This is a genomic window from Mycobacterium asiaticum (genome assembly GCF_001668675.1).
Lineage (GTDB): Bacteria > Actinomycetota > Actinomycetes > Mycobacteriales > Mycobacteriaceae > Mycobacterium > Mycobacterium asiaticum_D.
On record NZ_LZKQ01000238.1, the window covers coordinates 1 to 24,808 of the forward strand.

The window sequence follows — 24,808 nt, forward strand, 5'->3', positions numbered from 1 at the left end:
CGCAATACACCCAGAAAGTGCCCCTGTTCAGCGTCGGTTGATGTTTGACGGATCTATTTCGGTTGATCCTTGACACTACTGAGCAGCCGCGAGCGGATCCCCGTCAAATCTCAGGCAATCACGGCAGTATGTTCCTCAGGCCCAACAATCCTGATGTAAAAGCGCTGGCAAAGTTGAGCAAGCCGGAGTTGCCGCCGGCCCAGTCCTGAATGATGTTCGGGACGCCGACGTTTCCGATACCCGATGTCACCCCGACGGTCTTGTTGTTCATGCCGGCGGCGGTGTTGAAGAATCCGGACATATACCCGGCGTCACCCGCTGATGAAGCGCCGGTGGCCGTATTGAAGAAGCCTGAGGCATTGATGCCGGTATTTCCAAACCCCGAATTGGCCTGGCCGGAGTCGGTTGTGTAGCCGAATCCGTTGTTTACGTTGCCCGAATTCCAGAAGCCGGTATTGACCGAGCCCGAATTACCGCCTCCGGTATTTACCAGTCCGGTGTTATTCCAGCCTGTGTTGACGCCGCCGGCGTTGCCGAAGCCGGTGTTGAAGATACCGCCGTTCCCGACACCGGTGTTCATGGCGCCGGAGTTGCCGAAGCCGAAGTTTCCCGCGCCCGAGTTCCCTAGACCGATGTTATTGGCGTAGGCCGAATTAAGAGCGTTGGTCCCCGAGTTGAAGAAGCCGATGTTTCCGTCACCCGAGTTGAAGAACCCGATATTATTGTGTCCGGAATTACCGAGGCCCAAGTTCCCACTGCCAGAGTTCAGCAAGCCCGCAAGGTTGATACCTATTCCGTTATCACCGTGCAGACCTATCCCGATATTGTTGTTCCCGGTATTGCCGAAGCCGAAATTATTCACACCACTATTACCAGCGCCGATGTTGGCGATGCCGCTGTTGCCGCCGCCATAATTACCGACACCTGTGTTTCCGACCCCTACGTTGCTATCGCCGAGGTTCCCCAGACCAACATTGTTGTTTCCGACGTTGCCACCACCGATGTTGCCATTGCTTGGCAAGGAGATCTCGGGTTTCTCGGGATCGACGGAGCCATTTCCGAAGCCGAAGTTATTACTGCCGATATTTCCGCCGCCAAAATTGGAGCCGCCTTTGTTTCCGTCACCGATGTTGCCGTCACCGATATTGCCGTTGCCCAGGTTGGATTTACCGACGTTACCGATGCCCAAGTTGGGCAGCGTCTGCAATAGGTCTTGCAGAATCTGCGGCGGAGCCAACTGCGTCGCCGCCACCGCTGCACCCCGGTAATAGTCGAACATGGCGGCCACATCCTGGGCCCACATCTGCTCGTAGGCACCTTCGAGTGCGGCGATTGCCGGCGCCTGCAGACCGAACCAATTTGACATCACAGCACGCACCAGCGAATTGCGGTTCAGTTCGACCATCAACGGATCCACGGTAGCCGCGCGGGCTGCCTCGAACGCCGATGCGACCGCCCGGGCCTGGTCGGCCGCGCCCGCGGCCTGGGCTGCTGCGGCGCCCAACCACTGCGAATACGGGACCGCCGCGCCCATCATCGCGGCAGCTGCTGGACCCTGCCAGGCCTGACCAGCGAGCCCCGAGATCACCGATCCGAACGACGACGCCGAAGAACCCAGTTCCGAGGCGAGCCCTTCCCATGCCACTGCCGCGTCCAACATCGGACCCGAACCCGCACCGGAAAACATCAACAGCGAATTTATTTCTGGCGGCAACACCGAGAAATTCACGAACCAAACCTCCTGGCGAGTAGCCGGTACGAAGCGGCAACCGAGCAAGCCGCAACGGAAGCGACTTACTCCGCGCAAACATCGTAGGATGCTGACAGCCACCGCACTAGAATTTCTAGATAAATTCGCGGATCGCATGTTATTCGGCGGCTCAACATCAAAAGGTTTTTTCAACACATTCGAACAGAATTCGGCCACAGTAGGACGAGGCTCGGTCGGGACCCCGGGGAATCGGAGTTGGACCCACGGACCCGGCCGGCAACCGGCTGCATCATTTGGCGGCCTCGGTCAGCGTTGAGGTGCGTCAGCAGCGGCGAACATGCCCAGCGCCCTCGCCCTTGACGGAGCCGCGTGCAACACCCCGCTATCGGTTACCGGTTAACTCCCAGTCTTTGACGTCGGCATAAGGACCGAACAGGTCTGCAGGCAGATCAGCAGATATCGGCTGACCGGTCCGCGCGCGCCGAGGCCAATCCCGGTTCGCCAGTGCGGGTTTTGCCAATGCAGCGAGATCGGCAGCGCCCGATGCGATCAAGTCTGCGGCGTCGTGCGGGGCGTCAAGGTGGCCGTTGGCAATAACCTTCAGCCCGCTGTATTGCTTAGCAAGGTGGGCAAGCGTGCGATCGGTGTCGGCGAACGCTGGTGCCAGCGCGCGGTACTCAGTGGTGTGGATGTAATCGATGCCGGTGTCACCAAGCGAACCGAAGATGACCGCAGCGTCGTCCTCGCCGCCGGCCCAGCGGTGGTTGTAGTCGGAGACTTTGCCTTGCGATATCCGGATACCAACTGCAATGTCCGCTCCGACGGCTGCGACTACATCGCGGCAGATTTCAGCTGCAAGGCGAACGCGATTGACGACGCTGCCGCCATACTCGTCGGTCCGTGTGTTCATGTAGTCGGTAAGAAACGCGTCGAGGAGATAACCGTTGGCCCCGTGAATCTCCACACCATCGAAGCCAGCGTCTCGGGCCATCAAGGCCGCATTGACGAACGAGGTGCGGACGTCACGAATCTGTTCGGCAGTCATCGCTTGCGGAAGAGAAAAACTGCCCGAGCCGCGGTACATCGATGCTTGTTCGCCATGCGGTCGCACCGCCGAAGGCGCCCACGTGACTTTGGTGTTGGGGTTGCCTTGCGCTTGGCTGCCGGCATGCATCAATTGAGCGAAATATTTTGCCCCAGAGGCGTGTACGCCCTCAACGATCTCCCGCCACGCGTCCACCTGAGCCGAGTTGCTGATCCCCGGTTGAAATAAGTAGCCCTGGCTAGCCTGGTCATCGATGTAAAGCCCCTCGGTGATCAGCAGAGCAAATCCGCCTTCAGCGAACACCCGGTAGTAGGCACCCATTCGAGCGGTTGGTAAGCCTGCTGCCGTCGCGCTCACGCGGGTCATCGGCGCGAGGACCACCCGGTTGACGAGCTCAACGTCACCGATGACGGTCGGGCTGAACAGGATTTCTTCAGGAGTTTTGTCGCGCGCAGTCACCGACATCGACACCGGCTTTCGTTCTCCACCGTTCGCGTTTGCTCGCTGGCCGGCGTTATGCCAGTGCGCAGAACGCACCGCGCTTCGCAAACATTCCACATCGATCGCGGCTGTGCATTTTGCGCCCTGTGGCAATTAGGCCAGATGACCGCAAGCACCAGCGGCTCAACCGTTCTTATAGCAACTATTTCCTAGTGCTATAGTCGGGGTCATAGCCGCTCGCAACGCCCGGTAGCTGTATCGGAGGGAGGGTGTTGGCAGTGAAAATCGCGATCAGCGGCGCCGGAGTGGCAGGCCCGACGCTCGCTTACTGGCTGCACCGGATCGGTCACGAGCCGACCCTGATTGAGCATGCGGAGCGCTTTCGCACCGGCGGGTACGTCATCGATTTCTGGGGGTCCGGCTACCGCGTAGCGGAACGGATGGGACTGGAGGCGGCCATCCGCCAAGCTGGGTATGGGATGCAGTCGCTCCGTTCGGTCGGCCGGGACGGTGAGCTCTTGGCCAGTCTGGAAGTGGACGGATTTAGGCGGGCTGCCGGCGGGAAATTCACCACCGTGGCGCGCGGCGACCTAGCTGGTGCCATCTATGCCGCTATCGAGCGCGACGTCGAGACGATCTTCGATGACAGCATCACGGCAATCAACCAGCACCCGGACGGGGTCAGTGTGAACTTCGCGCGGTCAAAGAGTCGCGATTTCGACCTCGTCATCGGTGCCGACGGTCTGCACTCCAACGTGCGGCGGCTGGCATTTGCACCCGAGCACGACGCCGAGCGCTATCTTGGCTGCCTCGTCGCGGCCGCCGTGGTAGCGGGATATCGGCCCCGGGATGAATTGGTGTACGTCACTTACAGCCGACCGGGCCGCTCGATCGCCCGATTCGCGCTGCGGGGCGACCGCACCCTGTTCCTGTTCGTGTTCCGCTCCGAGGAACGCCGTGTTCCCGACGATCCCGATGCGCGAAAAGCGTTGCTGTGGCGCGAATACTCCGAGGCGGGCTGGGAATGCAAGCACATCCTCGCAGCGGTCGACGACAGCGACGACCTCTACTTCGACGTCGTCAGCCAGATTCGCCTAGACCGCTGGTCGCGGGACAGAGTGGCGTTAGTCGGCGACGCCGCCGCGTGCGTATCACTGCTTGCGGGTGAAGGCACCGGCCTGGCCATGACCGAGGCCTACGTACTGGCCGGGGAAATCCAGCGCGCACAAGGCGATCACCAGCGTGCTTTTCACGCCTACGAGACACGAATGCGCCCCTTCGTTGAAGGGAAACAAAATAACGCGACGAAGCTCCTACCCGTCTTCGCAACCAAGACGGAGTTGGGGATCCGGGTCCGCCACCTGGTGATGCGGGCGATGAACTTCCGCCCATTGGGCGACCTGCTCGTCGCTCGTAGCCTGCGCGACGACATCGACTTGCCCGACTATCCGATGTGACACCGTCCGACGGGCACAAGAAATTCGCAAGAATCACGCGAAGATCCGGCATGCGCGCCCCGCAAAGCTGAGCTCAACAAAGCCGCGCACGAAAGGCAGACAACGTTGAGCTCTTCGATAAAGCAGATTACGGCCTGGGTGGTGCTGTCCGGCGGCCTGGCGACCCTGTCCTTGGGGTTGACCCAAGCCACCGCCGCGGCGCAGCCCGCACCGATGGTGTGCCAGGACGGAAGTACCACGCCGAGCCCGACCAACAGTTGCACCTACCAATGGTGTCCGGGCTCACCGGAAATGAAGCACATGCCGGACTGGGACCGCAGCGTCTGCCACCCCTGGTATTTCGACGAGAACAGCCCCTTGACCGACTCGATCATCATCGAAGGCTTTCCGCCGCCGCGGCCACCGTCGCTGCAATGCATTCCCATCCTGACCTGCCGACCGTGAGGGATCCGTAGCCACCGGGGGAAGAGAGAAAGGAATCAACGATGATTCGCTGGGCGCGGTTCATGACAACCGCTTTGGCAACAGCCGCGTTAGCCCTGGCGCTCGGCGTGGGCTCGGGGGTTGCCCACGCTGACGGGGAACGGCACTGGTGCCCCGGCGACGACCCACGTGGGGAGCCGGGCGGCGCATTCATCACCAGCCCACCGAATTGGGACTGGAATGTGTGCCACGTCTACTACATCGTCCCGGCCGGGCAGGGGAATGTGTCGCCGGGGATTTTGGCTGATGCGCCGCCACCGCCACCGCCGGTGGTGTGTTGGGCACTGTTCATCCCGCGGCCCTGCTGACCGACGTGCCCGACGTGCCCGACGAAAGGCGCGCCGAGCGTGATCCTTATGAAACAGAAACCGCCGAAATAGGTGCATAGGGCGCACGTTCGACGAACAGACGTCCTCGAAAGCCCCCCGCTCGGCAACCACGCCAAACGCTATGCCGCCTTGGCCTCGAGTTCGTCGGGCTCATCGACCGGGTCGACGGCGCGCTCCCGTCGCGTCTGACTGTGTATCGCGGCGACGGCCGCGACGACCACGCAGACCCCGGCGGGCAGGATCAGCGCGTATCCGCCGAACCGCGCGCCGGCGAGCAACCCGGCCACCCCGCCCGCGAGGAACAGCACGAATGTGGCCGACAGGATCATGGCCTTCCACTTCTCGATGCCATGCCTCCGGCTGCGGCCGATCATCAGGCCGAGGTCGGTGATAGTTCCGGTGAAATGCGTAGTGCGCACGGCCATACCGCGGAAGTTCGAGGTCAACGCGTTCTGCATGCCCAACGCGGCGGCAGTTACGACGGCATGGACAACGGGCGGCTCGATACCCACCGCTGCGATCTGCGTCTTCAGTCCGGCGACTTCCAGTCCGGTGGCCACCAGCAGCAGCAGGATCGCCTCGAGTGTCAGAACGGCCGCTTGCCGCGGTCCGAGCAACGCGCGAGTCGGCGCGAGAACCGCTCCCGCGACGGCGGCCCCGACCAGGAAGCCCACCACGATCCCCGCCAGCAGATGGCCCTCATACAGCCAGGGGTTGGCGGTGTTCATACCCAGCTGAGTCGTGACCGCGGTGACGTTACCCACCGGGAAGGCGAAAATCAGTATACCGACTGCGTTTACGAATCCCGCGGTCAGCGCGAGCACGGCGCTGAAACTCAAAACCCACTTCGGCGAAGCGGACTCGCCGCCAACGGCGGCGTCCTTCCGCGGCGACATCATTCCCCCCCATACCCAATGAGATACTTACTTAATCATTTCTGTTGGCAACTTTTCGCCGCTCTAAAAAGAAACTACCAGCCGGATAGCCATCGGGCCCGTCGGCGAATCGCCTTCATAGACTTCACAAAAGCTAGGCGGCGCGTCCCGGGCGGCGCGGTTTCGCGAAAACCGCAGCTCGAACGGCTGCCGGCTGGATGGCCTTGGTCGCGGTGTGTCCGAAGTCATTGGGCAACGACAAGCGGAACACCTTTTTCCAGGCGGATGTGACCTGACGCGGCAATGAGCCCGTGGTGTAAGTGAGGCCATACCTTTCGAACAGCTCTTGCACCTTCGGCGCGATTTCCTGGTAACGGTTGCTGGGCAGGTCGGGGTAAAGGTGATGCTCGATCTGGAACGACAAGTTGCCGGTCATGAAGTGCAGCAAGGCGTTTCCGGAGATATTGGCCGAGCCCAGCATTTGCCGCAGGTACCACTGGCCGCGGGTTTCGCCATCGATGGATGTCTTCTCGTAGGTCTGCACACCCTCGGGGAAGTGCCCGCACATGATCACCGAGTGCGTCCACAGGTTCCGCACCAGGTTGGCCGTGAGATTGGCGGTAACCGTGGTCACCGCAGACGGACCGGACAGCAACGGATGCAGCACATAGTCACGCACCAGGTGCTTGCGCACCTTGGCCAAGACCTTATTGCCCTGGCGCTGGAATTCCGCTTTGTCACTGCGGCCCTGCAGGTACTTGCCGATCTCGAGATCGTATGCGGCGATACCGTATTGGAACAGGCAGGCGTTGATGAAGTTCCACAACGGCTGGGCGAGATAGAACGGCTTCCAGCGTTGGTCCTCATCGACCCGCATGATGCCGTAGCCCAGGTCGTGGTCCTTGCCCAGCACGTTGGTGTAGGTGTGGTGGACCTCGTTGTGCGAGTGCTTCCACATCTCCGCCGGCGAGGCGTTGTCCCACTCCCAAGTGGTGGAATGAATTTTCGGATCGCGCATCCAATCCCACTGGCCGTGCATGACGTTGTGTCCGATCTCCATGTTCTCGATGATCTTGGAGAACGACAGGCCCGCCGTGCCGATCAGCCAAGCGGGCGGGAACAGCGAGAAGAGCAACACCGCGCGACTCGCAAGTTCGAGCCGACGCTGCCCGTCGATGACGTTGCGGATGTACGCGGCGTCGCGTTCACCGCGGCCGGCCAGCACGTGTTCGCGGATGGCGTCGAGTTCGCGGCCCAGGTTCTCGATGTCTTCGTCGGACAGGTGGGCCGCCGGATTGGCTTGTGTGGCAGTCATATCGGCTCCTCAGAGGTCTAGTTCGCAGGCGCCCGCGGCGGCGGACACGCAGGTCTGGATTTGCACGTTCTCGTCACCGGCGGTGGCGGTGGTGACGTCGCCGTTGCGCAGGTCGCGCACGGCGCCCTGCCGCAGCGGAACAACGCACCCGAAGCAGATACCCATCCGGCAACCCGATGTCATCAACACCCCGGCCGATTCGCCGGCGTCCAGCAGCGTCTGTGCACCACCGGCTTCCACCACGCTGCCGGTCTTGGCGAACGTGACGGTGCCACCTTCGCCGGCCGAGATCACCGCGGGGCGAAACCGCTCGATGTGCAGCTGGTCGGGGATTCCGCAAGTGGCCCAGCGCTGTTCGAGCGCATCGAGCAGACCGGCCGGCCCGCAGGCCCACGTCTGGCGTTCGGCCAGGTCATCCACCAGCTCGTCGAGGCGCGCCACGTCGAGCATCCCCTGTGAGTCGGTGTGCTTCTCCACCAACCGGATTCGGCCCTCGCGGGCGAGCATGCGCAGCTCCCAGCCGAAGATGACGTCCTCCGGCGTGGGCGCGGAGTGGACAAGCACGATGTCCGGATCCGGACCGCCGATATCGGCCATGTTGCGCAACATGCCCATCACCGGGGTGATGCCGCTACCCGCGGTGACGAACAGCAACTTGGCAGGTGGCCGGTCGCCCAGAACGAAATCACCGGCGGGCTGGTCCAGCTGGACGACCGTCCCGACGGTTGCCTTCCGGACCAGGTGGTTGCTCACCACCCCGTCCGGAATGGCCTTGACGGTGACCGCGAAGCATCCGTCGCGCCGATGCAGTTTGGAGGTCAGTGAATAGGCCCGCCAGTGCCGAACGCCGTCGACGTCGACACCGATGCGCACGTACTGTCCCGGCACGTGAGTCCGCCAGCCGCGCCCGGGCCTGATCACCAGTGTGGCCGCATCGCGGGTCTCTGGGTGGACCGCAACGATGCGCCCGCGTAGGTCGGTGCCGAAGCGCAGCGGATCGATCAGGTCGAGGTAATCGCTGGGAACCAGCGGCGTCGACAGCGGGACGGCGGCGCGCTCGGCAAACTTCAGCACTCGTTCACGCAATGCGCTGACGACGTTCGGTCGGGAGGCGAGTGTGGTCATGACTTCATGCTGGTTGTTTCCAGAGGTAAAGTCTTGACTACACCGTGTGAAAATCCAGCATGAATTTGTTCGAAAGGAATAATCATGGCAGATCAGTCGCTGGGTCTGACCGGTCTGCAGCTGGACGAACCCGTGGTCAGGGCGCTGGAGGCGATCCTGCCGGCGATGGCTGAGCGAACCGTGACGGCGGTCACCGTGGAGGTGCCGAGCTACGCCGACGCGTTCAGCGGGCAAATGGGGCAGATCATCGAGAACGCTGTGCAAACGTCGCTCGGTGCGTTCCTGCGATTGGCGACACGGCCCGAGGACACCGACCACGACAGGTCGCTTTTCCCGGCGATCAACGGCGCCTACGAGCTCGGCCGGGGCGAAGCCCGCCAGGGCCGCTCGATCGACGCACTGCTGGCGGCCTACCGAGTGGGCGCCCAAGTCGCCTGGCAAGAGTTGTCGGCGACGGCGGTCGCGGCGGGACTCCCCGCGTCGACGATCGCCAGGTTCGCCGAGTTGGTGTTCGCCTACATCGACCGGCTATCGGCGTCCAGCGTGTCGGGCCATGCCGACGAGCTGGCCACCACGGGACGGGTCCGGCAGCGGTACCTTGACCGGCTGACGCAGGATTTGCTCGCCGGTGAACCCGCGGCAACACTGCTCACCGCCGCCGAGCGGGCGGGCTGGCAGCCACCCGACACACTCACCGCGGTCGTGCTGCCACTGAATCAAACGCGAGGCCTGGCGACCCAGTTCGGCCAATCGACGCTCCAGCTTTCCGAGGATCTGCCGGGCGTCGACGCGCCGGAGGCCCTCGCGGTGCTGCTGGTCCCCGATATGGCCGGCGCCGCCCGGCGCCAGCTGGTCTCTGCCCTCGCCGGCCGACGGGCGTTGGTAGGTCCGCCCCGTCCGTGGATGCAGGTGCGGTCGTCCTACCGGCGGGCGTTACGGGCCCGGGTTCTCTTGAGCGCCAATGGCTCCGATGGTTCTGCGGCAATCGATACCGACGAACATCTGGCGGAGTTGATTCTCGGCGCCGATCTCGAGTCCCTGCAGGATCTTCGTGCGCGGGTCTTGGCGCCGTTGTCCGACCTGCCACCAAGTAGCGCCGACCGGCTCACCGAAACGCTCCGGTCGTGGGTGCTGCACCAGGGCAGGCGCGACGCGGTCGCCGCGGATCTTTTCGTACACGCTCAGACGGTGCGCTACCGGATGACCCAACTACGCGAACTGTATGGCGACCGGCTGACGGATCCGCGCACCGTGTTGGAACTGACAATCGCGCTGGGGCAGGGCGCCGCGCACTAGACTCCCCCAATGCGGCGACGTCGAATATGGCAATTCCCCTTTGTGACAACACTGATCGTCGTGGCGGCATTGTCAACCGGCTGCGGCCACTCCGCGGCGCCGGGTCCGACCACCACGTCGACGAGCAGCACGGCTCCGCAACCGACCAGCAGCACGACCCCGGCCACCAGCGCCCCCGCCAACCCGGACTCTGGTGTGTCACAGGGGCAGACGTACGGCATCACCATAATTTCGATCGACGGCGCCACGCCGGACAATCGCGGTCGCTGGCACGGCCGGGCCGCGCAACTCTCGGGCGGTGATCCACGCGTCGCGGATGCGTTCAACAACGCCAGCAGGGCATCGGCGAACGGGCAGATCGAGCCGGTGCGCGCTGCGGCCGACCCCGATGCCGAGTGGCTGCTGGAACTGAATCCGACGCTGACGTTTCGACCCACAGCCATCGCGGAACTCATCGTCGGCGTGTATTCGGCCCGTCACGCGGCGCACCCGACCAATTCGGTGAGCACCATCGCCATCGACAGTCGAACCGCGAAACCGATTACCCTGGCTGATCTTTTCCGCAATCAGCAAGACGGGCTGAATCGGTTGGCGGAACAAACGAAGATCATCTTCCCGCAGGTATACGGCGGCTCGACGCCCGACGAGGAAGGGACCCGGCCGATCGCCGACAACTTCGCCAACTGGATACCGACGAGCGCCGGGATGGAGTTGCATTTCAACGATTACCAATTCGGTCACGGTCTACCGGTCATCACCGTGCCGTGGTCGGCATTGACCGATGTGCTCGCCCCGGACATGCTGGCTCTGACGCACGACTAGTTGCAGCTTTCGGCCAAGAATTCATTTCCATCCCATTTGCGGCCCTCTTGGGTTTAAATCTCTCGTAAAGCACGCAATTCGGAAGTTGGAGATGGCGTTCGACAGATCCGAGGAGGGCCCGATGTCGCCTCAAACCGGCTGCGGTCCTTTCGCGGCGGGGTAGGGCCATGGATTACGGGTTGTTGCCGCCGGAGATCAATTCGGGACGCATCTACGCGGGACCCGGTTCGGCATCGATGCTGACGGCCGCGACTGCGTGGGACGGTGTGGCCGCGGTGCTGAATTCGGCCGCCTCGTCCTATGCCGCGGTTCTCACCGGCCTGGCCGCCGAGTCGTGGCTGGGTCCAGCGTCGGCGTCGATGGCGGCCGCGGTCGCGCCGTTCGCCGGGTGGTTGGGCACCGCAGCCATGCGGGCAGAACAGACGGCCAATCAGGCCAGGCGGGCGTCCGGTGCGTTCGAAGCCGCGTTTGCCATGACAGTGCCCCCGGCCCTCATCGCGGCCAACCGCAGTCAGTTGGCCTCTCTGCTCGAGACCAACCTGTTCGGGCTCAACACCCCGGCGATCGAGGCAATCCAGGCGGATTACGCCGAGATGTGGGCCCAGGACGCCGCCGCCATGTTCACCTATGCCGCAGCGTCCGAGTCGGCCGCCGCGCTGACGCCGTTCACGCAACCGTTGCAGGTCACCCACCCAACGGGCGCGGCCACCGAAGTCGCGGCCGCCACCACGAATGCGAGCGCCGAAGCGCTGACCGGGCTCGGATTCTCGATCACGCCTCAAACGCTGCAAGGGCTGACAACACTGCTGTCATCGGCATCGGCAGGGCTGCTGGACATCCCCGCCGGGCTCGACAGCCTCGTCGGGGAACTGGACCTCGCGGCCACCTACATCGCCGTCACCGCGACCGCCAGCCTCGCGCTGGCGGTCGTCAACACCGCCCGTCCGTGGATATTCAGTTATGCCGGCACCAGCGTGGACGAGGGGCTGGACACCGGAGCCCCGCAACCGGCGCAGAGCGCGCCGGTTCGGACGGGGCCCGACGACGCCGGAATGCCTCGGGGGATCACTGCTTCGGTGGGTGTCGGCCAGGGTGCGCTGGTCGGCGGGCTCAAGGTGCCGCACAGCTGGACCACGGCCGCCCCGGAAATCCGGCTGGCCGTGGAAGCGTTGCCCAGTGCGGCCGTCGGCCCCGCGCCGACGAACTTCGGTGCCGCACCGGCGGCGTTGCTGAGCGGGATGGCGCTGGCGGGAATGGCCGGCCGCGGCGGTACCGCGGGGAGCGGGCGCGCGACCGCCGACGCGGGAACGGACGACGACACCCAGCCGCAACGCAAGCCCACCGTCGTGGTGATTCAGCAGCCACCTTCCGCGGCGGGACCGCCTAGCCAACATCCGCGTTGACCGTCAGACCGCGACGCCAAACCTGTCAGCATCGAGCTCCCGCGAAAACCGTTGTGTCGGTGGCCTCTCCGCGCAGAAATCGGCGGGCGGAACGCGGCGGTGTCATTCTGAGATGTTTGTCGATGGCCTGAGGTGGCAATGATGAAGCGGAGGTGGGCGTATCGGCCGGCCTGTACGTCCGCCCAGGTCCCGTCGGTTCAGCCCGAGAGCCGACGGGACCGCTTTATGTGCGGACCGTCCCACCGATACCCAACCCCAGGCGGCAAAGTACCGGCCCACCTGGGAGTACCGTGCCGCGTATGAATGGCTCATCGACCGGCGTCTGGATTCTCGGCGGCTATCAGAGCGACTTTGCGCGCAACCTGAGCCGTGAGCGCCGGGACTTCGCATCGCTGACAGCGGAAGTGGTGGACAACACCTTGGCAGCGGCCCGGACGGACGCCGCGGACATCGGCGTCGTCCATGTCGGAAACGCCTTTGGTGAGATGTTCGCCACACAAGGTCACCTCGGCGCCATGCCGGCCACCGTGTGCGACGGCCTCTGGGACACCCCGGCCGCACGGCATGAGGCCGCGTGCGCTTCGGGCAGCGTGGCCGCTCTGGCGGCGATGGCCGATCTGCGATCGGGCGCCTATGACGCCGCGCTGGTCGTAGGCCTCGAGCTGGAGAAGACGGTGCCCGGCGACACCGCCGCACAGTACCTGGGCGCGGCCGCCTGGACCGGCCACGAGGGCACGGAGGCCAAGTACCTGTGGCCGTCGATGTTCGCTCAGGTCGCCGACGAGTATGACCGCCGCTATGGCCTCGACGAAGCCCATCTGCGGGCCATCGCCCAGGTCAACTACGCCAACGCCCGCCGCAACCCGAACGCGCAGACCCGCGAGTGGACCGTCCCGGATCCGATCACCGACGACGACGCCACCAACCCCATAACCGAGGGCCGGCTGCGGCGGCTGGATTGCAGCCAGATGACCGACGGCGGCGCGGGCGTGGTGCTGTGCAGCGACGCCTTCCTGCGCGATCATCCCGACCTGCGGCCGGTGGGCCGGATTGACGGTTGGGGGCATCGGACCGTGGGGTTGGGGTTGCGGCAGAAGCTGGACCGCGCCGCCGACGATCCCTATGTAGTGCCCCATGTGCGAGCGGCGGTGCTCGACGCGTTGCGGCGCGCCCGGGTGACGCTAGACGACGTCGACGGGTTCGAGGTGCACGACTGCTTCACCCCCAGCGAGTATCTGGCCATCGACCACATCGGCCTGACCGGACCCGGCGAGTCGTGGAAGGCCATCGAGAACGGGGAGATCGAGATCGGCGGACGGCTGCCCATCAATCCCAGTGGCGGGCTGATCGGCGGCGGGCACCCGGTCGGCGCGTCCGGGGTGCGGATGCTGCTCGACGCGGCCAAGCAGGTTAGCGGGACGGCCGGCGACTATCAGGTCGACGGCGCCGAGACGTTCGGCACGCTCAACTTCGGCGGTAGCACCGCCACCACCGTCAGTTTCGTCGTCAGCAAGGCGGGTTGATCATGGATGTAGAAATTGTCGGCAAGTACCTGTCCACCCTGCCGGAAGACGACGACCATCCCTACCGGACCGGCCCGTGGCGTCCGCAGACCACCGAGTGGGACGCCGACGACCTGGCCGTCGTCGAGGGCGAACTCCCTCGCGACCTCGACGGCATCTACCTGCGCAACACCGAGAACCCGCTGCACCCAGCGTTCAAGACCTATCACCCTTTCGACGGCGACGGCATGCTGCACGTGGTGGGGTTCCGGGACGGGAAAGCCTTCTACCGCAATCGATTCGTCAAGACCGAAGGCTTCCTCGCCGAGAATGAGGCCGGCGGGCCGCTGTGGCCGGGACTGGCCGAACCCGTGCAGTTCGCCAAGCGTGAAAAGGGCTGGGGCGCACGTGAATTAATGAAGGATGCGTCCAGCACCGACGTCATTGTGCACCGCGGAATCGCCCTGACCAGCTTCTACCAGTGCGGCGACCTGTACCGGGTGGACCCCTATTCGGGTGACACGCTGGGCACCGAGAGCTGGAACGGCGGCTTCCCCGCCGACTGGGGAGTATCGGCGCATCCCAAGGTGGACAACCGGACCGGGGAGCTGCTGTTCTTCAACTACAGCAAGCAGGACCCGTACATGCGCTACGGCGTGGTCGACGAGAACAACGACCTGGTGCACTACGTGGACATCCCGCTGCCCGGGCCCCGCCTGCCGCACGACATGGCGTTCACCGAAAACTACGCCATCCTCAACGATTTCCCGCTGTTCTGGGATCCGGGGCTGCTCGAGCACCAGGTGCATCTACCGCGCTACTACCCGGACCTGCCATCGCGCTTCGCGGTGATACCGCGCCGGGGCAAGACCGCCGAAATCCGCTGGTTCGAGGCCGACCCGACCTACGTCCTGCACTTCACCAACGCCTACGAAGACGGCGACGAGATCGTGCTGGACGGCTTCTTCGAGGGCGCGCCTCAACCGCTGGAGAGCGGTACCGGCCCAAGCGGCAAGTGGGAGAAGCTGTTCCGATTCCTCGCACTGGACCGGATGGAGGCTCACCTGCATCGGTGGCGGCTGAATCTGGTGACCGGCGCGGTGCGCGAGGAACGGCTGTCGGAGTCGATCACCGAGTTCGGCACCATCAACGCCGACTACGCGACCGGCAAGTACCGCTACACCTACGCCGCCTCCGGCAAACCGGGTTGGTTCCTGTTCGACGGGCTGGTCAAGCACGACCTGCGCACCGGTGCCGAGGAGCGCTATTCGCTGGGCGACGGCGTCTACGGCAGCGAGACCGCGATGGCGCCCCGGGTCGGCAGCGCCGCCGAGGACGACGGCTACCTGGTCACCCTGACCACGGACATGAACGCCGACGCGTCGTATTGCCTGGTGTTCGACGCCGCCCGGGTCGCCGACGGCCCGGTGTGCAAACTGCAACTGCCCGAACGCATTTCCAGCGGTACGCATTCGACGTGGGTGCCCGGCACCGAACTGCGACGCTGGGATCAGACGGAGTCGGCGGCCACCGCGGTCGGGCTGTGAACAAGCCGCGCCGCACCACCCAGTGGCCCGAACGGTTGGCCTCGATCGGCGCGATCCGCTTCGCCCGCCGCTCGGCCAACTATGCCGAGACCGTGCGGTTCTACCGCGAGTTGGTGGGTCTGCCGCTCTACGAAACCTTCGGGGAAAGCTATGGCAGCAACGGGGCGATCTTCGGGTTGCCCAGCTCGCAACTGACAATGGAGATCGTCGAGTCGGTGGACCCGGTGGCGCTGGACCACCACGACCAGCTGTGCCTCTACTTCCCAGACAGCCAGGCGCAGCAAGCAGCGATCGCCCGCCTGCATGACGCCGGGCTGCAACAGGCACCGCAGCACCCGTATTGGGAAGCGACGGGCGCGGTCACCTACCGCGACCCCGACGGCCGCGAGGTGGTGTTCGCCCCGTTCGTGTACGGCGCGAACGAGCCCGCTGACAGTTCCGCCTCGGGGCGACACGAGTTCCCGTCGGACTGAGCTCAGCGCTGGCTGCGCCCGGCCAGCGCGGCGACCACCACCGCCCACAACGCGCAGACGATCGCGCACACGGTCGCCGCCGCGCCAACGTACAGTCCGTATTCGGCCGCCACCGGCGCATTCACGTTGCGCTGGTAGTAGAGCACCACCAGCCCCCCGATCAGCAGTGAAACGACCAGCGCGGCAATGGAAGCCACCCGTACCGACAGGCCGCGCCCGACCATCGCACCGGCCACCAGCAGCGTCGACGACAGCAGCACGATGAGCTGGCCCGCCCCGAATCCGCGGGGCAGCTCCAGGCTCCCGTGGGTGCCGCCGATCGCGTTGGCCCACCCGCCGCCGTTGACCTTCGTGGTCAGCCACGGCATCCACGTGCTGACCAACATGGCCAGCGCGAAAAGCGCCACCAGCCAGCCGGGATGCAGACGCCGATGCATGGTTGCGAGGTTAGCCGACCATCGGCGTGGGGCCGGCGCGACGCTCAGCCCGCCAGCGAAGACAGGTTGAAGACGACGCCCGTGGGGTCGCTCGCGGCGGCGAGACGACCGTACGGGGTGTCCTCGGCGTCGCGGAGCACCGCTCCCCCATTGTCGGTGATCACCCGCAGCGTCTTGTCGACGTCGTCGGCGCCGAAGAAGATGCTCCATTGCGGCGGGACGTCGTCGGGCAGGAAGTTCGCGCCGTCCATCACGCCCAGCAACTGCTCATCATCGAACCGGGCTGTGGTGTAGCGGAATTCGTCGGTATCGCCGACCTGCTCGGTGCGCCAGCCGAACACGTCGCGGTAGAAGTCGACCGCCGCGCGGTAATCGCGCGTCGTCAACTGATGCCACACAGGCGCGCCGGCTTCGCCGATCACCTCGTAGCCCCGGTGTTCCAGCGGCTGCCACATGCCGAAGCCGGCGCCCGTCGGATCCGCCGCCACCGCCATGTATCCCTGGCGGGGCACCTCCGAGGGTTCCAGGCACCCGGTCGCGCCGGCGGCGCGCGCGGCGGCGACGGTGGCGTTGATGTCGGCGGTGTGGAAGTAGGTGGCCCAGTGGTCCGGCGCCCGCCACTCGGGGTTGTTGGCCATCAGGCCGGCCACCGAGCGGCCGTCCTTGGCGACCTTGATGTACCCGCCGTACTCGGGTCCGGCGGACTCGAAGGTCCAGCCGAAGACGGTGCCGTAGAAGTCCTGGGCTCGGTCTACGTCGGATGAGGTCAGGTTGATGAAGCAGGGGGCGCCAAGCGGCGCACGGTCACGTACGGGCACGGGGTTCCTCCTCGGTCGATCGGATTCACCGGTACCGACCCGACCGGGGGAAGAAACTCATCGGGCGATCGTCAGCGGTGTACGACCCGATCGCCGTTCATGCCCGGATCCGGACGGGTGAAGACCCGGACGAAGTTATCCAGCGAATCGCGGATGTCACTGCGCAACGCGGCCGCGACGACCATGCCGATCGGCCCGAACAGCGCCGGGCCGCCCAGGTGGACGTCGAAGCTGACCACGGACCCGTCCGCTTTCGGGGCGACCTTGGCGATCAGCTTGACCTTGACGCCGCCGACACCGTCGCCGTTGAGCGTCATGCCCTCGGGCGGCTTGTAGCGCACGATCGTCCATTTGATGCGGTTGGGCATGCCCTTGACCTCGACATAGGACTCGATCACGGTGCCCTTGTCCAGGACTTCCGGCAACTTGCTGCGCCATACCTTGTGGATGGTCAGCCAGTCCTTGTACCGGGACAGGTCGGAGGCATGCCGCCAGGCCTCCTCTGGCGGCAAGGGGACGTCGATGCTTCCGGACAGCTTCGCCATGTCAGCTCCGCTGCTCGCCCGGGTCGACGGCCTTCTTGGCCTGTTCCTGCACCTTGTGAATGGTGTCGGTGTATTTGCCCTGCGTCTTTTGGTCGACGATCTCACCGGCTTTGGTGATGGCCGTCTCCACCTTGTCGGCGTTCGCAGACAGCAGGTCCTTTGCCTTGTTGAGCAATCCCATGCTGATTGTTCCTTCCCCCAGGGCTTCCTTCGAAACCCTACTTAACGCCTTGATCAGCGGCTGCGCTCGGGTCTACCGCGCCGAACAGGGCAACGGCGTTGTCATGGAGCACTTTCCGCAGCCACTCGTCATCGATGCCGTCGATGCGGGTGAGTGCGGTGATCGCTTCGCCGTAGGGGTAGGGGATGTTGGGGAAGTCGCTGCCGAACAGGATCTTGTGGCCGAGATCACGCACCCGCGGTAATTCGGCTGCCGGGTACGGCATGGTCTCGTCGATGAACGCGGTGAAGGCCATGGTGGTGTCGAGTCGCACGTTGTCTCCGGCGGCGCAGATGTCGAGGAACTCGCTGTACTCCGGCATGCCCATATGCGCGATGATCAGCGCCAACGCGGGGAACTTGCGCAGCACCGCGCGCACCGGGTCCGGGCCGGTGAAGCGGCCGGGCGTCGGGCCGGAACCGGCGTGCAGCACGACCGGGACACCCGCCTCGGCAATGGCGCCCCAGACCGGGTCGAGCAGCGGGTCGGTGGGGTCGTATTGGCCCACTTGGACGTGGGCCTTGAAGATGCGGGTCCCCGCTTCGATGGCGTCGGCGACGTACCGCCCGGCGTCGGGCTCGGGGAAGAAGGTTGCGGTGGGCAGGCAGTCGGGGGTCGCGTCCGCGAAGGACTGCGCCCACTGGTTCAGCCAGGCGGCCATATCGGGTTTGTGCGGATAGACCAGGGAGCTGAAGCGCAGCACACCGAAGTCGCGCAGCGCCTGGACACGACGTTGCTCGTCGGCGCGGTAGGTGATCGGCCAGGGGCGTCCGATCAGCGGGCCGGCCGAGTCGAAGTATCGCCACACCTTGTCCATCACTTGCCGCGGCATGAAGTGGGTGTGCACGTCGACGATGCCCGGGAGGCCCAGGGCGCGCCAGATGCTGCGGACGGGTTCAGGATCGGCGACCGCGCTCCAGGTGTCGTGATCGGTGCAGCAGTGCACCACCACCCCTTTCCGTTAGCGCCACAGCTGCGGCTTGACCCCTAGGACCCTGGCCCGGATCCACCACATCGCTTCAATCACACCAGCGCCGATCGCACCGATGCCCAGCGCGATCGACGTCGTCCACAGATTCGACGGGTCGAGCATGAACTTACGTTGTGTCCACGGCAGGACGAGGATCACCACGTACGCCGCGCCCGCGCCTATCACGAGGGCCAGCCGCCACCATTGGTAGGGGCGTGCGGCAACCGCGAGTACCCAGACCCCCGTCATCAGCAAGGTGATCAACGCCGCGGTCGACGCCTGGTCCTGTTCCACCCACGAGGCGTGGCGGCCGTTATAGGCGGTCAGGTAGGTGGCGAATGTGGCGATGCCGACGACCAGCCCGGCCGGCAGGGCCGACGTCAGCACGCGCCGGACGAATCCCGGGTAAGCGCGTTCGTTGTTGGGCGCCAACGACAAAATGAACGACGGGATCCCGATGGTGAACCAGGCTGCGATGGTGACGTGGATCGGCTGAAACGGAAACAGCAGCGGATCGGCTCCTAATGGCTTGGCCAGCAGGCACTCGATGCCGACCAACAGGGCCAGCAGGGCCGAGTACACCGTTTTGGTGAGGAACAAAGTGGCGACCCGCTCGATATTGCCGATCACCCGTCGCCCCTCCCCGACTACATACGGAAGGGTGGCAAACCTGTTGTCCAGCAACACGATCTGCGCTACCGCACGAGACGCCGGGCTGCCGGCACCCATCGCCACGCCGATATCGGCATCCTTGAGCGCAAGCACGTCGTTGACGCCGTCGCCGGTCATCGCGACGGTGTGGCCGTGCGACTGCAGGGCGTGCACGATGGCACGCTTCTGCTCCGGACGCACCCTGCCGAAGCTGGTGTAGGCATCCAGCTCGTCCGCCAGTTCGGCCTGTTCGGTGGGCAGGCGGCGGGCATCCATCGCTTCGCCGTGCAACCCGAGTTTTTCGGCAACCGCCCCCACCGAGACGGCATTGTCGCCGGAGATCACCTTCACCGAAACCTGTTGAGCAGCGAAGTATTCCATGGTGTCGCGGGCATCCGGCCGTACCCTCTGCTCCAGTACGATCAGCGCGACGGGGGTGACGGCGCCAGGGGCATCGGAATCATCGACCGGCACGTCAGACGCCCCCAGCAGCAGCACCCGCAATCCCTGCGCGCCGATGCGCTCCGCTTGTTCGGCCGCCGCCGATTCCGGGTCGAGCAGCACGTCGGGCGCACCGATCACCCAGTTGCCGTGATCGCGAAAGGACACGCCGCTCCACTTGGTAGCCGATTTGAACGGCGCGATGGCGCTGGGAATCCACTGAGGCGCATCGGGATAGGCCTCGGCGATGGCCTGCATGCTGGCGTTGGGACGTGCGTCCGCCGCGGCCAGATTGGACAACACGTCGGCGAGGCTCTCGCTGGTCGCGTCGAGCGCTGCGACATCTGATACGCGCATCCCGCTCTCGGTCAGCGTTCCGGTCTTGTCCGCACACACCACGTCGACCCGGGCCAGTCCCTCGATGGCCGGCAATTCCTGCACCAGGCACTGACGTCGACCGAGGCGAACCACGCCGACGGCGAACGCGATTGAGGTCATCAGCACCAGGCCTTCGGGCACCATCGGCACCAATGCGCCCACCATCGCCAGCACCGATTCGCGCCAGCCCACGTTCGTGGTGAACAACTGGGTGTAGATGGTCAGCAGCCCGGCCGGGATCAACAGGTAGGTGATGAACTGCAGGATCCGGTTGATGCCATTGCGCAGTTCGGATTTCACCAGGGTGAACTTGCTGGCCTCCGCGGCGAGCCTGGCCGCATAGGCGTCACCGCCCACCTTGGTGGCGCGGTACGCGCCGGTTCCGGCGACGACGAAGCTGCCCGACATCACCGGATCACCGACGTCTTTGGCGATCGGGTCGGCTTCGCCGGTCAACAATGACTCGTCGACCTCGAGGTTCTGCTGCTCGATGACGTCACCGTCGACCACGATCTGGTCGCCCGGCCCGAGTTCGATGATGTCGTCGAGCACGACCTGGTCGGGTGCCAGCGACTGGGTGCCGGACCTTCTGCGCACCATGGGTTTTGCCTGCCCGACTATGGCCAGTTTGTCCAGTGTCCGCTTGGCGCGGATCTCCTGGACCATGCCGATCACGCTGTTGGCGACGATGAGCAGACCGAACAGCCCGTTGATCAGTGAGCCGGTCACGAGCACGATGGCGAACAACACACCGAGAATCGCGTTGATGCGCGTGAAGACGTTGGCACGGACAATCTGTGCGATGCTGCGGGTGACGCGGTCGGGGACGTCGTTGATTTGGCCGTCGGCAATCCGTTGTGCCACTTCGGCATCGGTCAGCCCGACGGCGCTCATCGAGTGAAGGTCCCCAGCTTGTCAGAGTCGTAGTACTCGAGGTTGAGGGCTGTTCCGGTGAAGGTCGCTTTGGAAATCGAGCCGGGCAAAGCGTTTTCGGTCGACAGCGGGAAGGTGAAGGTGTCGCCGTCCCAGTGGGTGAGGTCGAACGTCTGGTTCTTCGGTCCCAGCGCGAGTTGCAATTTTCCGTCGCGTTCGGTGACAGTGGCCGGTCCCCAGTAGTCGTTGGCGTAGACACCGACGTACTCGCCGAGCGGTTTCGCCGGCACCGGGCTCACCGGGGGTTGCTTCCCGACGAGCGAGCCGTCGGGATTGTTCATCGGGGCAAGTTGTTGCCGGTAGAGCTGCGCCCAGTCCTCACGCACCTGCCCGTATTGCACCAGGTCCATGAACTGGGCTGCCAGCGCCTCAGGGATGCCGTAGGGAGCCGCATTCGTCAGGGCGACGATGGCCACGTCCGCGGACGGCAACACCGCGAAAGTTGTTGCGGCGCCCAGACCGAAGCCTCCGGAATGGCTGTACTGGGTGCGCCCCGATGAGGTCACCGACACGTTGAAGCCGTAGCCGTAGGTACTGGCCCGCGCTTTCGGGTTCTTCGCGGAAACCGAGATCACCTGGGGCGTGTAGGCCGGTAGCAGGGCTTCGAGCGAGGTGATCCGCTGTCCGTTGTAGACACCGTTGCCCAGCAGCATGGCCAACCAGTGCGCCATGTCGTTGACCGACGAACTCACCCCGCCGGCGGGCGTCTGGGGATCGGGATCGCGCTGGAAGCGGGCCTCCCATTTGTCCCCGACCTTGATGTGGTTGACCGCGTGGTTGGGCCGGGCCAGGAAATCGGCGAACCTCGAACTGGTCGACGTCATACCGAGCGGGCGGTACAGGACCTCGTCGGACAGGTCCTCCCAGGACTTGCCGGCCGCGGCGGCGACCGCGCTCGCCGCGGTTGTCACGCCGAAGTTGGTGTAGGCGTAACTGATTCGGAAAGGAGCCAACGGAAGGTAGCGCAGGTGATCGATCACCTGCTGACGGTCATAGCCCAGATCTTCCAGTGCGTCACCGGCGTGGTCGGGCAACCCGGAACGGTGCGAGTACAGGTCGGCCACGCTGACGTTGGTGGTGACGTACGGGTCCATCAACGTGAACCCGGGCAGCTTGGCAACGACGGGTGTGTCCCAGGTGATGGCACCCTCGGTCACCTCGTGCGCGACCACCGTCGCGCCGACCGACTTCGAGATCGAGGCGAGCTGAAAGACGGTGTCCGCGTTCACCTTGTTATCGGGATTGTCACCCTTGCTCGCGTCTTTGACACCGAATCCCTTGGCGTACAGCGTTTTCCCACCATGCACGACGGCTACGGCCATCCCGGGGATGCCGCTGTCGCGCATCAGGTCGGCGACCAGGCCGTCGATCCGGCTGACGGCGTCGTCGACCCGGCCGGCCGGGATGTCGATACCCGACCACTCGTTGGGCGGCACCTGGCCAGGCGCCGGAGAGGGGTTGGCCACCGGTTTGGCCGGTCCGCATCCGACGAGGGCCAACAGCATCACAACGACTACGGCTGTCACCGCACGTTTTGTCATGGCCGCACCTTAGCCCGGGAACGATCGGCGGCCCCATCAGGCGCGTGCGCATTGAGAACCGTCGGCGACCTACAGGCGCCACCACGGGTTGAATCGCAACTGCGCACCCGAATCAATCCGCTGCCCGGGCGTCGGCACCGCGACCTGGACACCGTCCGGCTCGGCCGCTTTGAGCAGCCGCTCGACCGGCTCCGCCCACGGGTGCGGGGCCAGCCGGAACGTGCCCCAGTGCACCGGCACCAGCAACCCCGATCCGGAGTCGGTGACGTCGAGATGCGCCCGCACTGCCTCCTCGGGGTTCATGTGGATATCCGGCCAGGCGGTGTTGTAGGCGCCGATCGGCATCAAGGTCAGGTCGAAGGGGCCATGGTCGGTGCCGATGTCGACGAAGCTCTTGGTGTAGCCGGTGTCGCCGCCGAAGTAGGCGCGGTGCCGTGGGCCGACGAACGCCCACGATGCCCACAGGGTGTTGTTGCGGCTCAGGAATCGTCCGGAGAAATGCCGCGCCGGCATACACATGAGGCTCAGCTCGTCGATTTCGGCGCTCTGATGCCAGTCGAGCTCAATGACGCGCTGCTCGGGTATGCCCCACGACCGCAGGTGGGCGCCCACACCGAGCGGCACCACAAAAGGAGCCCGCTGCATGCGGGCCAGTGCCAGCACGGTGTCGATGTCGAGGTGGTCGTAGTGGTCGTGGCTGATCACGACCGCGTCGACGGCCGGCAGGCCTTCCAGCTGAACCGGCGGGGGGTGCAGCCGGCGGGGGCCGACGACGTCAGAAGGCGAGCACCGGTCACTCCACACCGGATCGGTGAGCACGCGGTAGCCGTCTATCTCCACCAGCGCCGTCGAGTGGCCGAACCAGCTGACCGCCAGCTCAGCGGGCTCGCCCTGGTAGATGGACGGGGCGGCCAGCGGAATGGGGCGCGCGGGACGGCTGTTTGAGCGCGCACCCGCCAGCTCCCACAAGATCTGGCGCAGTTGCTCGCGGTCGATCAGATACAGCGATCCGGGATCGATGTTGACGAACACGCCCTCGCGGTAGTTCGGTGATCCCTCGGCGGCGGCCTGGATCTCGGCCGGGTCGGCACCTAGCGCGGCCGGCGCGCCGTGGAGCGCCCGAAGCAGCCAACCGCCCGCTGCCAGCGAGGCGGTACCGGCTGCCATGCGCAGCGCTCCCCGGATCATGCCGCTATGCCCCCTGGAAGTTCGGCGGTCGCTTCTCCATGCGGGCAATCTGCGCCTCGATCACGTCCTGGCTTGCCCAGGCCTTGTCGAAGAGCTCCTTGTGTTCGGGTGCCGGTTGCTCGATGGAGCCGTCGTCGTTGAGTACCCGTTTGGCGTGCTGAATAGCCAGCGGCGCCAGGCCTGAGATCTCGGCGGCCCACTCCTGGGCGTCGGCGAGCGTCCCGCTCCGGTTGGCCATCCCGGTGTGCAACGCCGCATCCGCGGTGAGCTTCTCGGCGGTCAGCAGCATCGCGCGCGCCCGGCCGTGGCCGACCAGCGAGGACAGCCGCCGGATGCTCCAGTTGTCCAGCGCCAGCCCGTACTTAGACGTCGGGAACTGGAAGAACGCGTCCGGCGCGACAACCCGCAGGTCACACTGCATGGCGAGCTGCAGGCCGGCGCCGATGGCGGGGCCGTTGACGGCGCCGATCACCGGCACCGGAACCGCGTCCATGACCCGGTGCAGTTCAACGAGCCGGTCGGGGTAGTCGGCGGCGAAAGCGTCACCGGACAGGTCGGCACCGGCGCAGAACGCAGTGCCCTGGCCGGTCAGCACAACCGCGCGGGTTGACCCGTTACTGGCCTTCTCGAGCGCTTCCCGCAGTTCGTCGGTCGTGATACGGCTCACAGATGTGAGGCTATATATCCTGGCCCCCATGATCGGTATCACTCAGACCGAAGCCGTGATGACCATCGAGTTGCAGCGCCCCGAGCGACGCAACGCGTTGAATTCCCAGCTGGTCGAAGAACTGCGGGAAGCGCTCGAGAAGGCCAGTAACGGGTCAACCCGCGCGGTTGTGCTGACCGGCCAGGGCACTGCGTT

The 24,808-nt window shown here is 65.2% G+C and carries 24 protein-coding genes; 10 read left to right on the plus strand and 14 right to left on the minus strand.

Annotation, left to right across the window (positions count from 1 at the left end; genetic code table 11):
- Nucleotides 1-118 precede the first annotated feature (118 nt).
- Together A9X01_RS20900 and A9X01_RS20905 are read right to left on the minus strand one after the other, a co-directional pair.
- Nucleotides 119-1,729, minus strand: coding sequence for a PPE family protein (locus A9X01_RS20900; RefSeq protein WP_436405290.1), 1,611 nt, complete (start codon nucleotides 1,727-1,729; stop codon nucleotides 119-121).
- Between the two features lie 364 nt (nucleotides 1,730-2,093).
- Nucleotides 2,094-3,221 carry an NADH:flavin oxidoreductase gene (locus tag A9X01_RS20905; RefSeq protein WP_065122583.1) on the minus strand — a complete coding sequence of 376 codons (1,128 nt, stop codon included), beginning with the start codon at nucleotides 3,219-3,221 and terminating at the stop codon, nucleotides 2,094-2,096.
- Between the two features lie 254 nt (nucleotides 3,222-3,475).
- Here A9X01_RS20905 and A9X01_RS20910 point away from each other — a divergent pair, with 254 nt between their 5' ends.
- The 3 genes from A9X01_RS20910 to A9X01_RS29405 all read left to right on the plus strand — a co-directional run bounded on the left by A9X01_RS20910 (nucleotide 3,476) and on the right by A9X01_RS29405 (nucleotide 5,445).
- Nucleotides 3,476-4,654, plus strand: coding sequence for an FAD-binding domain (locus A9X01_RS20910; RefSeq protein WP_065122584.1), 1,179 nt, complete (start codon nucleotides 3,476-3,478; stop codon nucleotides 4,652-4,654).
- Between the two features lie 105 nt (nucleotides 4,655-4,759).
- The gene (locus A9X01_RS20915; RefSeq protein ID WP_155772195.1) at nucleotides 4,760-5,098 is read left to right on the plus strand and encodes a hypothetical protein; all 339 of its coding nucleotides are present in this window, start codon (nucleotides 4,760-4,762) and stop codon (nucleotides 5,096-5,098) included.
- 62 nt (nucleotides 5,099-5,160) lie between these two features.
- Complete coding sequence (locus A9X01_RS29405) at nucleotides 5,161-5,445, plus strand: hypothetical protein (protein WP_155772196.1); 285 nt, start codon at nucleotides 5,161-5,163, stop codon at nucleotides 5,443-5,445.
- A gap of 140 nt (nucleotides 5,446-5,585) precedes the next feature.
- On the opposite strand, the gene A9X01_RS20920 is transcribed toward A9X01_RS29405, so the two are convergent.
- From A9X01_RS20920 to A9X01_RS20930, 3 genes are all read right to left on the minus strand, one after another.
- Complete coding sequence (locus A9X01_RS20920) at nucleotides 5,586-6,362, minus strand: YoaK family protein (RefSeq protein ID WP_253849263.1); 777 nt, start codon at nucleotides 6,360-6,362, stop codon at nucleotides 5,586-5,588.
- A gap of 133 nt (nucleotides 6,363-6,495) precedes the next feature.
- Complete coding sequence (locus A9X01_RS20925; protein ID WP_065122587.1) at nucleotides 6,496-7,656, minus strand: fatty acid desaturase family protein; 1,161 nt, start codon at nucleotides 7,654-7,656, stop codon at nucleotides 6,496-6,498.
- Nucleotides 7,657-7,665: 9 nt separating this feature from the next.
- Nucleotides 7,666-8,781: a ferredoxin reductase gene (locus tag A9X01_RS20930; RefSeq protein ID WP_065122588.1), complete on the minus strand. Its 1,116-nt coding sequence runs from the start codon at nucleotides 8,779-8,781 to the stop codon at nucleotides 7,666-7,668.
- Between the two features lie 84 nt (nucleotides 8,782-8,865).
- Between A9X01_RS20930 and A9X01_RS20935 the strand changes: the two genes are divergently transcribed.
- The 6 genes from A9X01_RS20935 to A9X01_RS20960 all read left to right on the plus strand — a co-directional run bounded on the left by A9X01_RS20935 (nucleotide 8,866) and on the right by A9X01_RS20960 (nucleotide 15,824).
- Entirely contained in the window at nucleotides 8,866-10,077 is a 1,212-nt protein-coding gene (locus tag A9X01_RS20935) for a PucR family transcriptional regulator (protein ID WP_065122589.1), read from the plus strand.
- Between the two features lie 60 nt (nucleotides 10,078-10,137).
- Entirely contained in the window at nucleotides 10,138-10,899 is a 762-nt protein-coding gene (locus A9X01_RS31505; protein WP_253849265.1) for an RsiV family protein, read from the plus strand.
- A gap of 167 nt (nucleotides 10,900-11,066) precedes the next feature.
- Nucleotides 11,067-12,302 (plus strand): PPE family protein, encoded by a 1,236-nt coding sequence (locus A9X01_RS20945; RefSeq protein WP_081282518.1) that lies wholly within the window; start codon nucleotides 11,067-11,069, stop codon nucleotides 12,300-12,302.
- Between the two features lie 299 nt (nucleotides 12,303-12,601).
- Entirely contained in the window at nucleotides 12,602-13,825 is a 1,224-nt protein-coding gene (locus A9X01_RS20950; protein ID WP_065122591.1) for an acetyl-CoA acetyltransferase, read from the plus strand.
- 2 nt (nucleotides 13,826-13,827) lie between these two features.
- Nucleotides 13,828-15,351 (plus strand): carotenoid oxygenase family protein, encoded by a 1,524-nt coding sequence (locus tag A9X01_RS20955; RefSeq protein ID WP_065122592.1) that lies wholly within the window; start codon nucleotides 13,828-13,830, stop codon nucleotides 15,349-15,351.
- Nucleotides 15,348-15,824: a VOC family protein gene (locus A9X01_RS20960; protein WP_065122593.1), complete on the plus strand. Its 477-nt coding sequence runs from the start codon at nucleotides 15,348-15,350 to the stop codon at nucleotides 15,822-15,824. The genes A9X01_RS20955 and A9X01_RS20960 overlap by 4 nt, the downstream gene beginning before the upstream one ends.
- Before the next feature lie 2 nt (nucleotides 15,825-15,826).
- On the opposite strand, the gene A9X01_RS20965 is transcribed toward A9X01_RS20960, so the two are convergent.
- From A9X01_RS20965 to A9X01_RS21005, 9 genes are all read right to left on the minus strand, one after another.
- Nucleotides 15,827-16,261 (minus strand): hypothetical protein, encoded by a 435-nt coding sequence (locus A9X01_RS20965; RefSeq protein WP_065122594.1) that lies wholly within the window; start codon nucleotides 16,259-16,261, stop codon nucleotides 15,827-15,829.
- A 44-nt stretch (nucleotides 16,262-16,305) separates the two neighbouring features.
- A complete protein-coding gene (locus A9X01_RS20970; protein ID WP_065122595.1) occupies nucleotides 16,306-17,079 on the minus strand; it encodes a VOC family protein in 774 nt (257 codons plus the stop codon).
- A gap of 71 nt (nucleotides 17,080-17,150) precedes the next feature.
- On the minus strand, nucleotides 17,151-17,624 hold the full coding sequence (locus A9X01_RS20975; RefSeq protein ID WP_065122596.1) for a type II toxin-antitoxin system Rv0910 family toxin: 474 nt from the start codon (nucleotides 17,622-17,624) through the stop codon (nucleotides 17,151-17,153).
- A gap of 1 nt (nucleotide 17,625) precedes the next feature.
- Nucleotides 17,626-17,805, minus strand: coding sequence for an antitoxin (locus A9X01_RS20980; RefSeq protein ID WP_065122597.1), 180 nt, complete (start codon nucleotides 17,803-17,805; stop codon nucleotides 17,626-17,628).
- Nucleotides 17,806-17,842: 37 nt separating this feature from the next.
- Nucleotides 17,843-18,790 carry an amidohydrolase family protein gene (locus A9X01_RS20985; RefSeq protein ID WP_065122603.1) on the minus strand — a complete coding sequence of 316 codons (948 nt, stop codon included), beginning with the start codon at nucleotides 18,788-18,790 and terminating at the stop codon, nucleotides 17,843-17,845.
- Between the two features lie 15 nt (nucleotides 18,791-18,805).
- Nucleotides 18,806-21,178 carry a cation-translocating P-type ATPase gene (locus A9X01_RS20990; RefSeq protein ID WP_065122598.1) on the minus strand — a complete coding sequence of 791 codons (2,373 nt, stop codon included), beginning with the start codon at nucleotides 21,176-21,178 and terminating at the stop codon, nucleotides 18,806-18,808.
- Nucleotides 21,175-22,758 carry a serine hydrolase gene (locus A9X01_RS20995; protein WP_065122599.1) on the minus strand — a complete coding sequence of 528 codons (1,584 nt, stop codon included), beginning with the start codon at nucleotides 22,756-22,758 and terminating at the stop codon, nucleotides 21,175-21,177. The genes A9X01_RS20990 and A9X01_RS20995 overlap by 4 nt, the downstream gene beginning before the upstream one ends.
- A gap of 69 nt (nucleotides 22,759-22,827) precedes the next feature.
- Nucleotides 22,828-23,946, minus strand: coding sequence for an MBL fold metallo-hydrolase (locus A9X01_RS21000; protein WP_081282520.1), 1,119 nt, complete (start codon nucleotides 23,944-23,946; stop codon nucleotides 22,828-22,830).
- A gap of 4 nt (nucleotides 23,947-23,950) precedes the next feature.
- Nucleotides 23,951-24,643 (minus strand): enoyl-CoA hydratase, encoded by a 693-nt coding sequence (locus tag A9X01_RS21005; RefSeq protein WP_065122600.1) that lies wholly within the window; start codon nucleotides 24,641-24,643, stop codon nucleotides 23,951-23,953.
- On the opposite strand from A9X01_RS21005, the gene A9X01_RS21010 reads away from it, so the two are divergent.
- Nucleotides 24,642-24,808 (plus strand): enoyl-CoA hydratase-related protein (locus A9X01_RS21010; protein ID WP_231122940.1); only part of this gene is annotated, 167 nt, incomplete at its 3' end. The two genes, A9X01_RS21005 and A9X01_RS21010, sit on opposite strands and share 2 nt — an antisense overlap.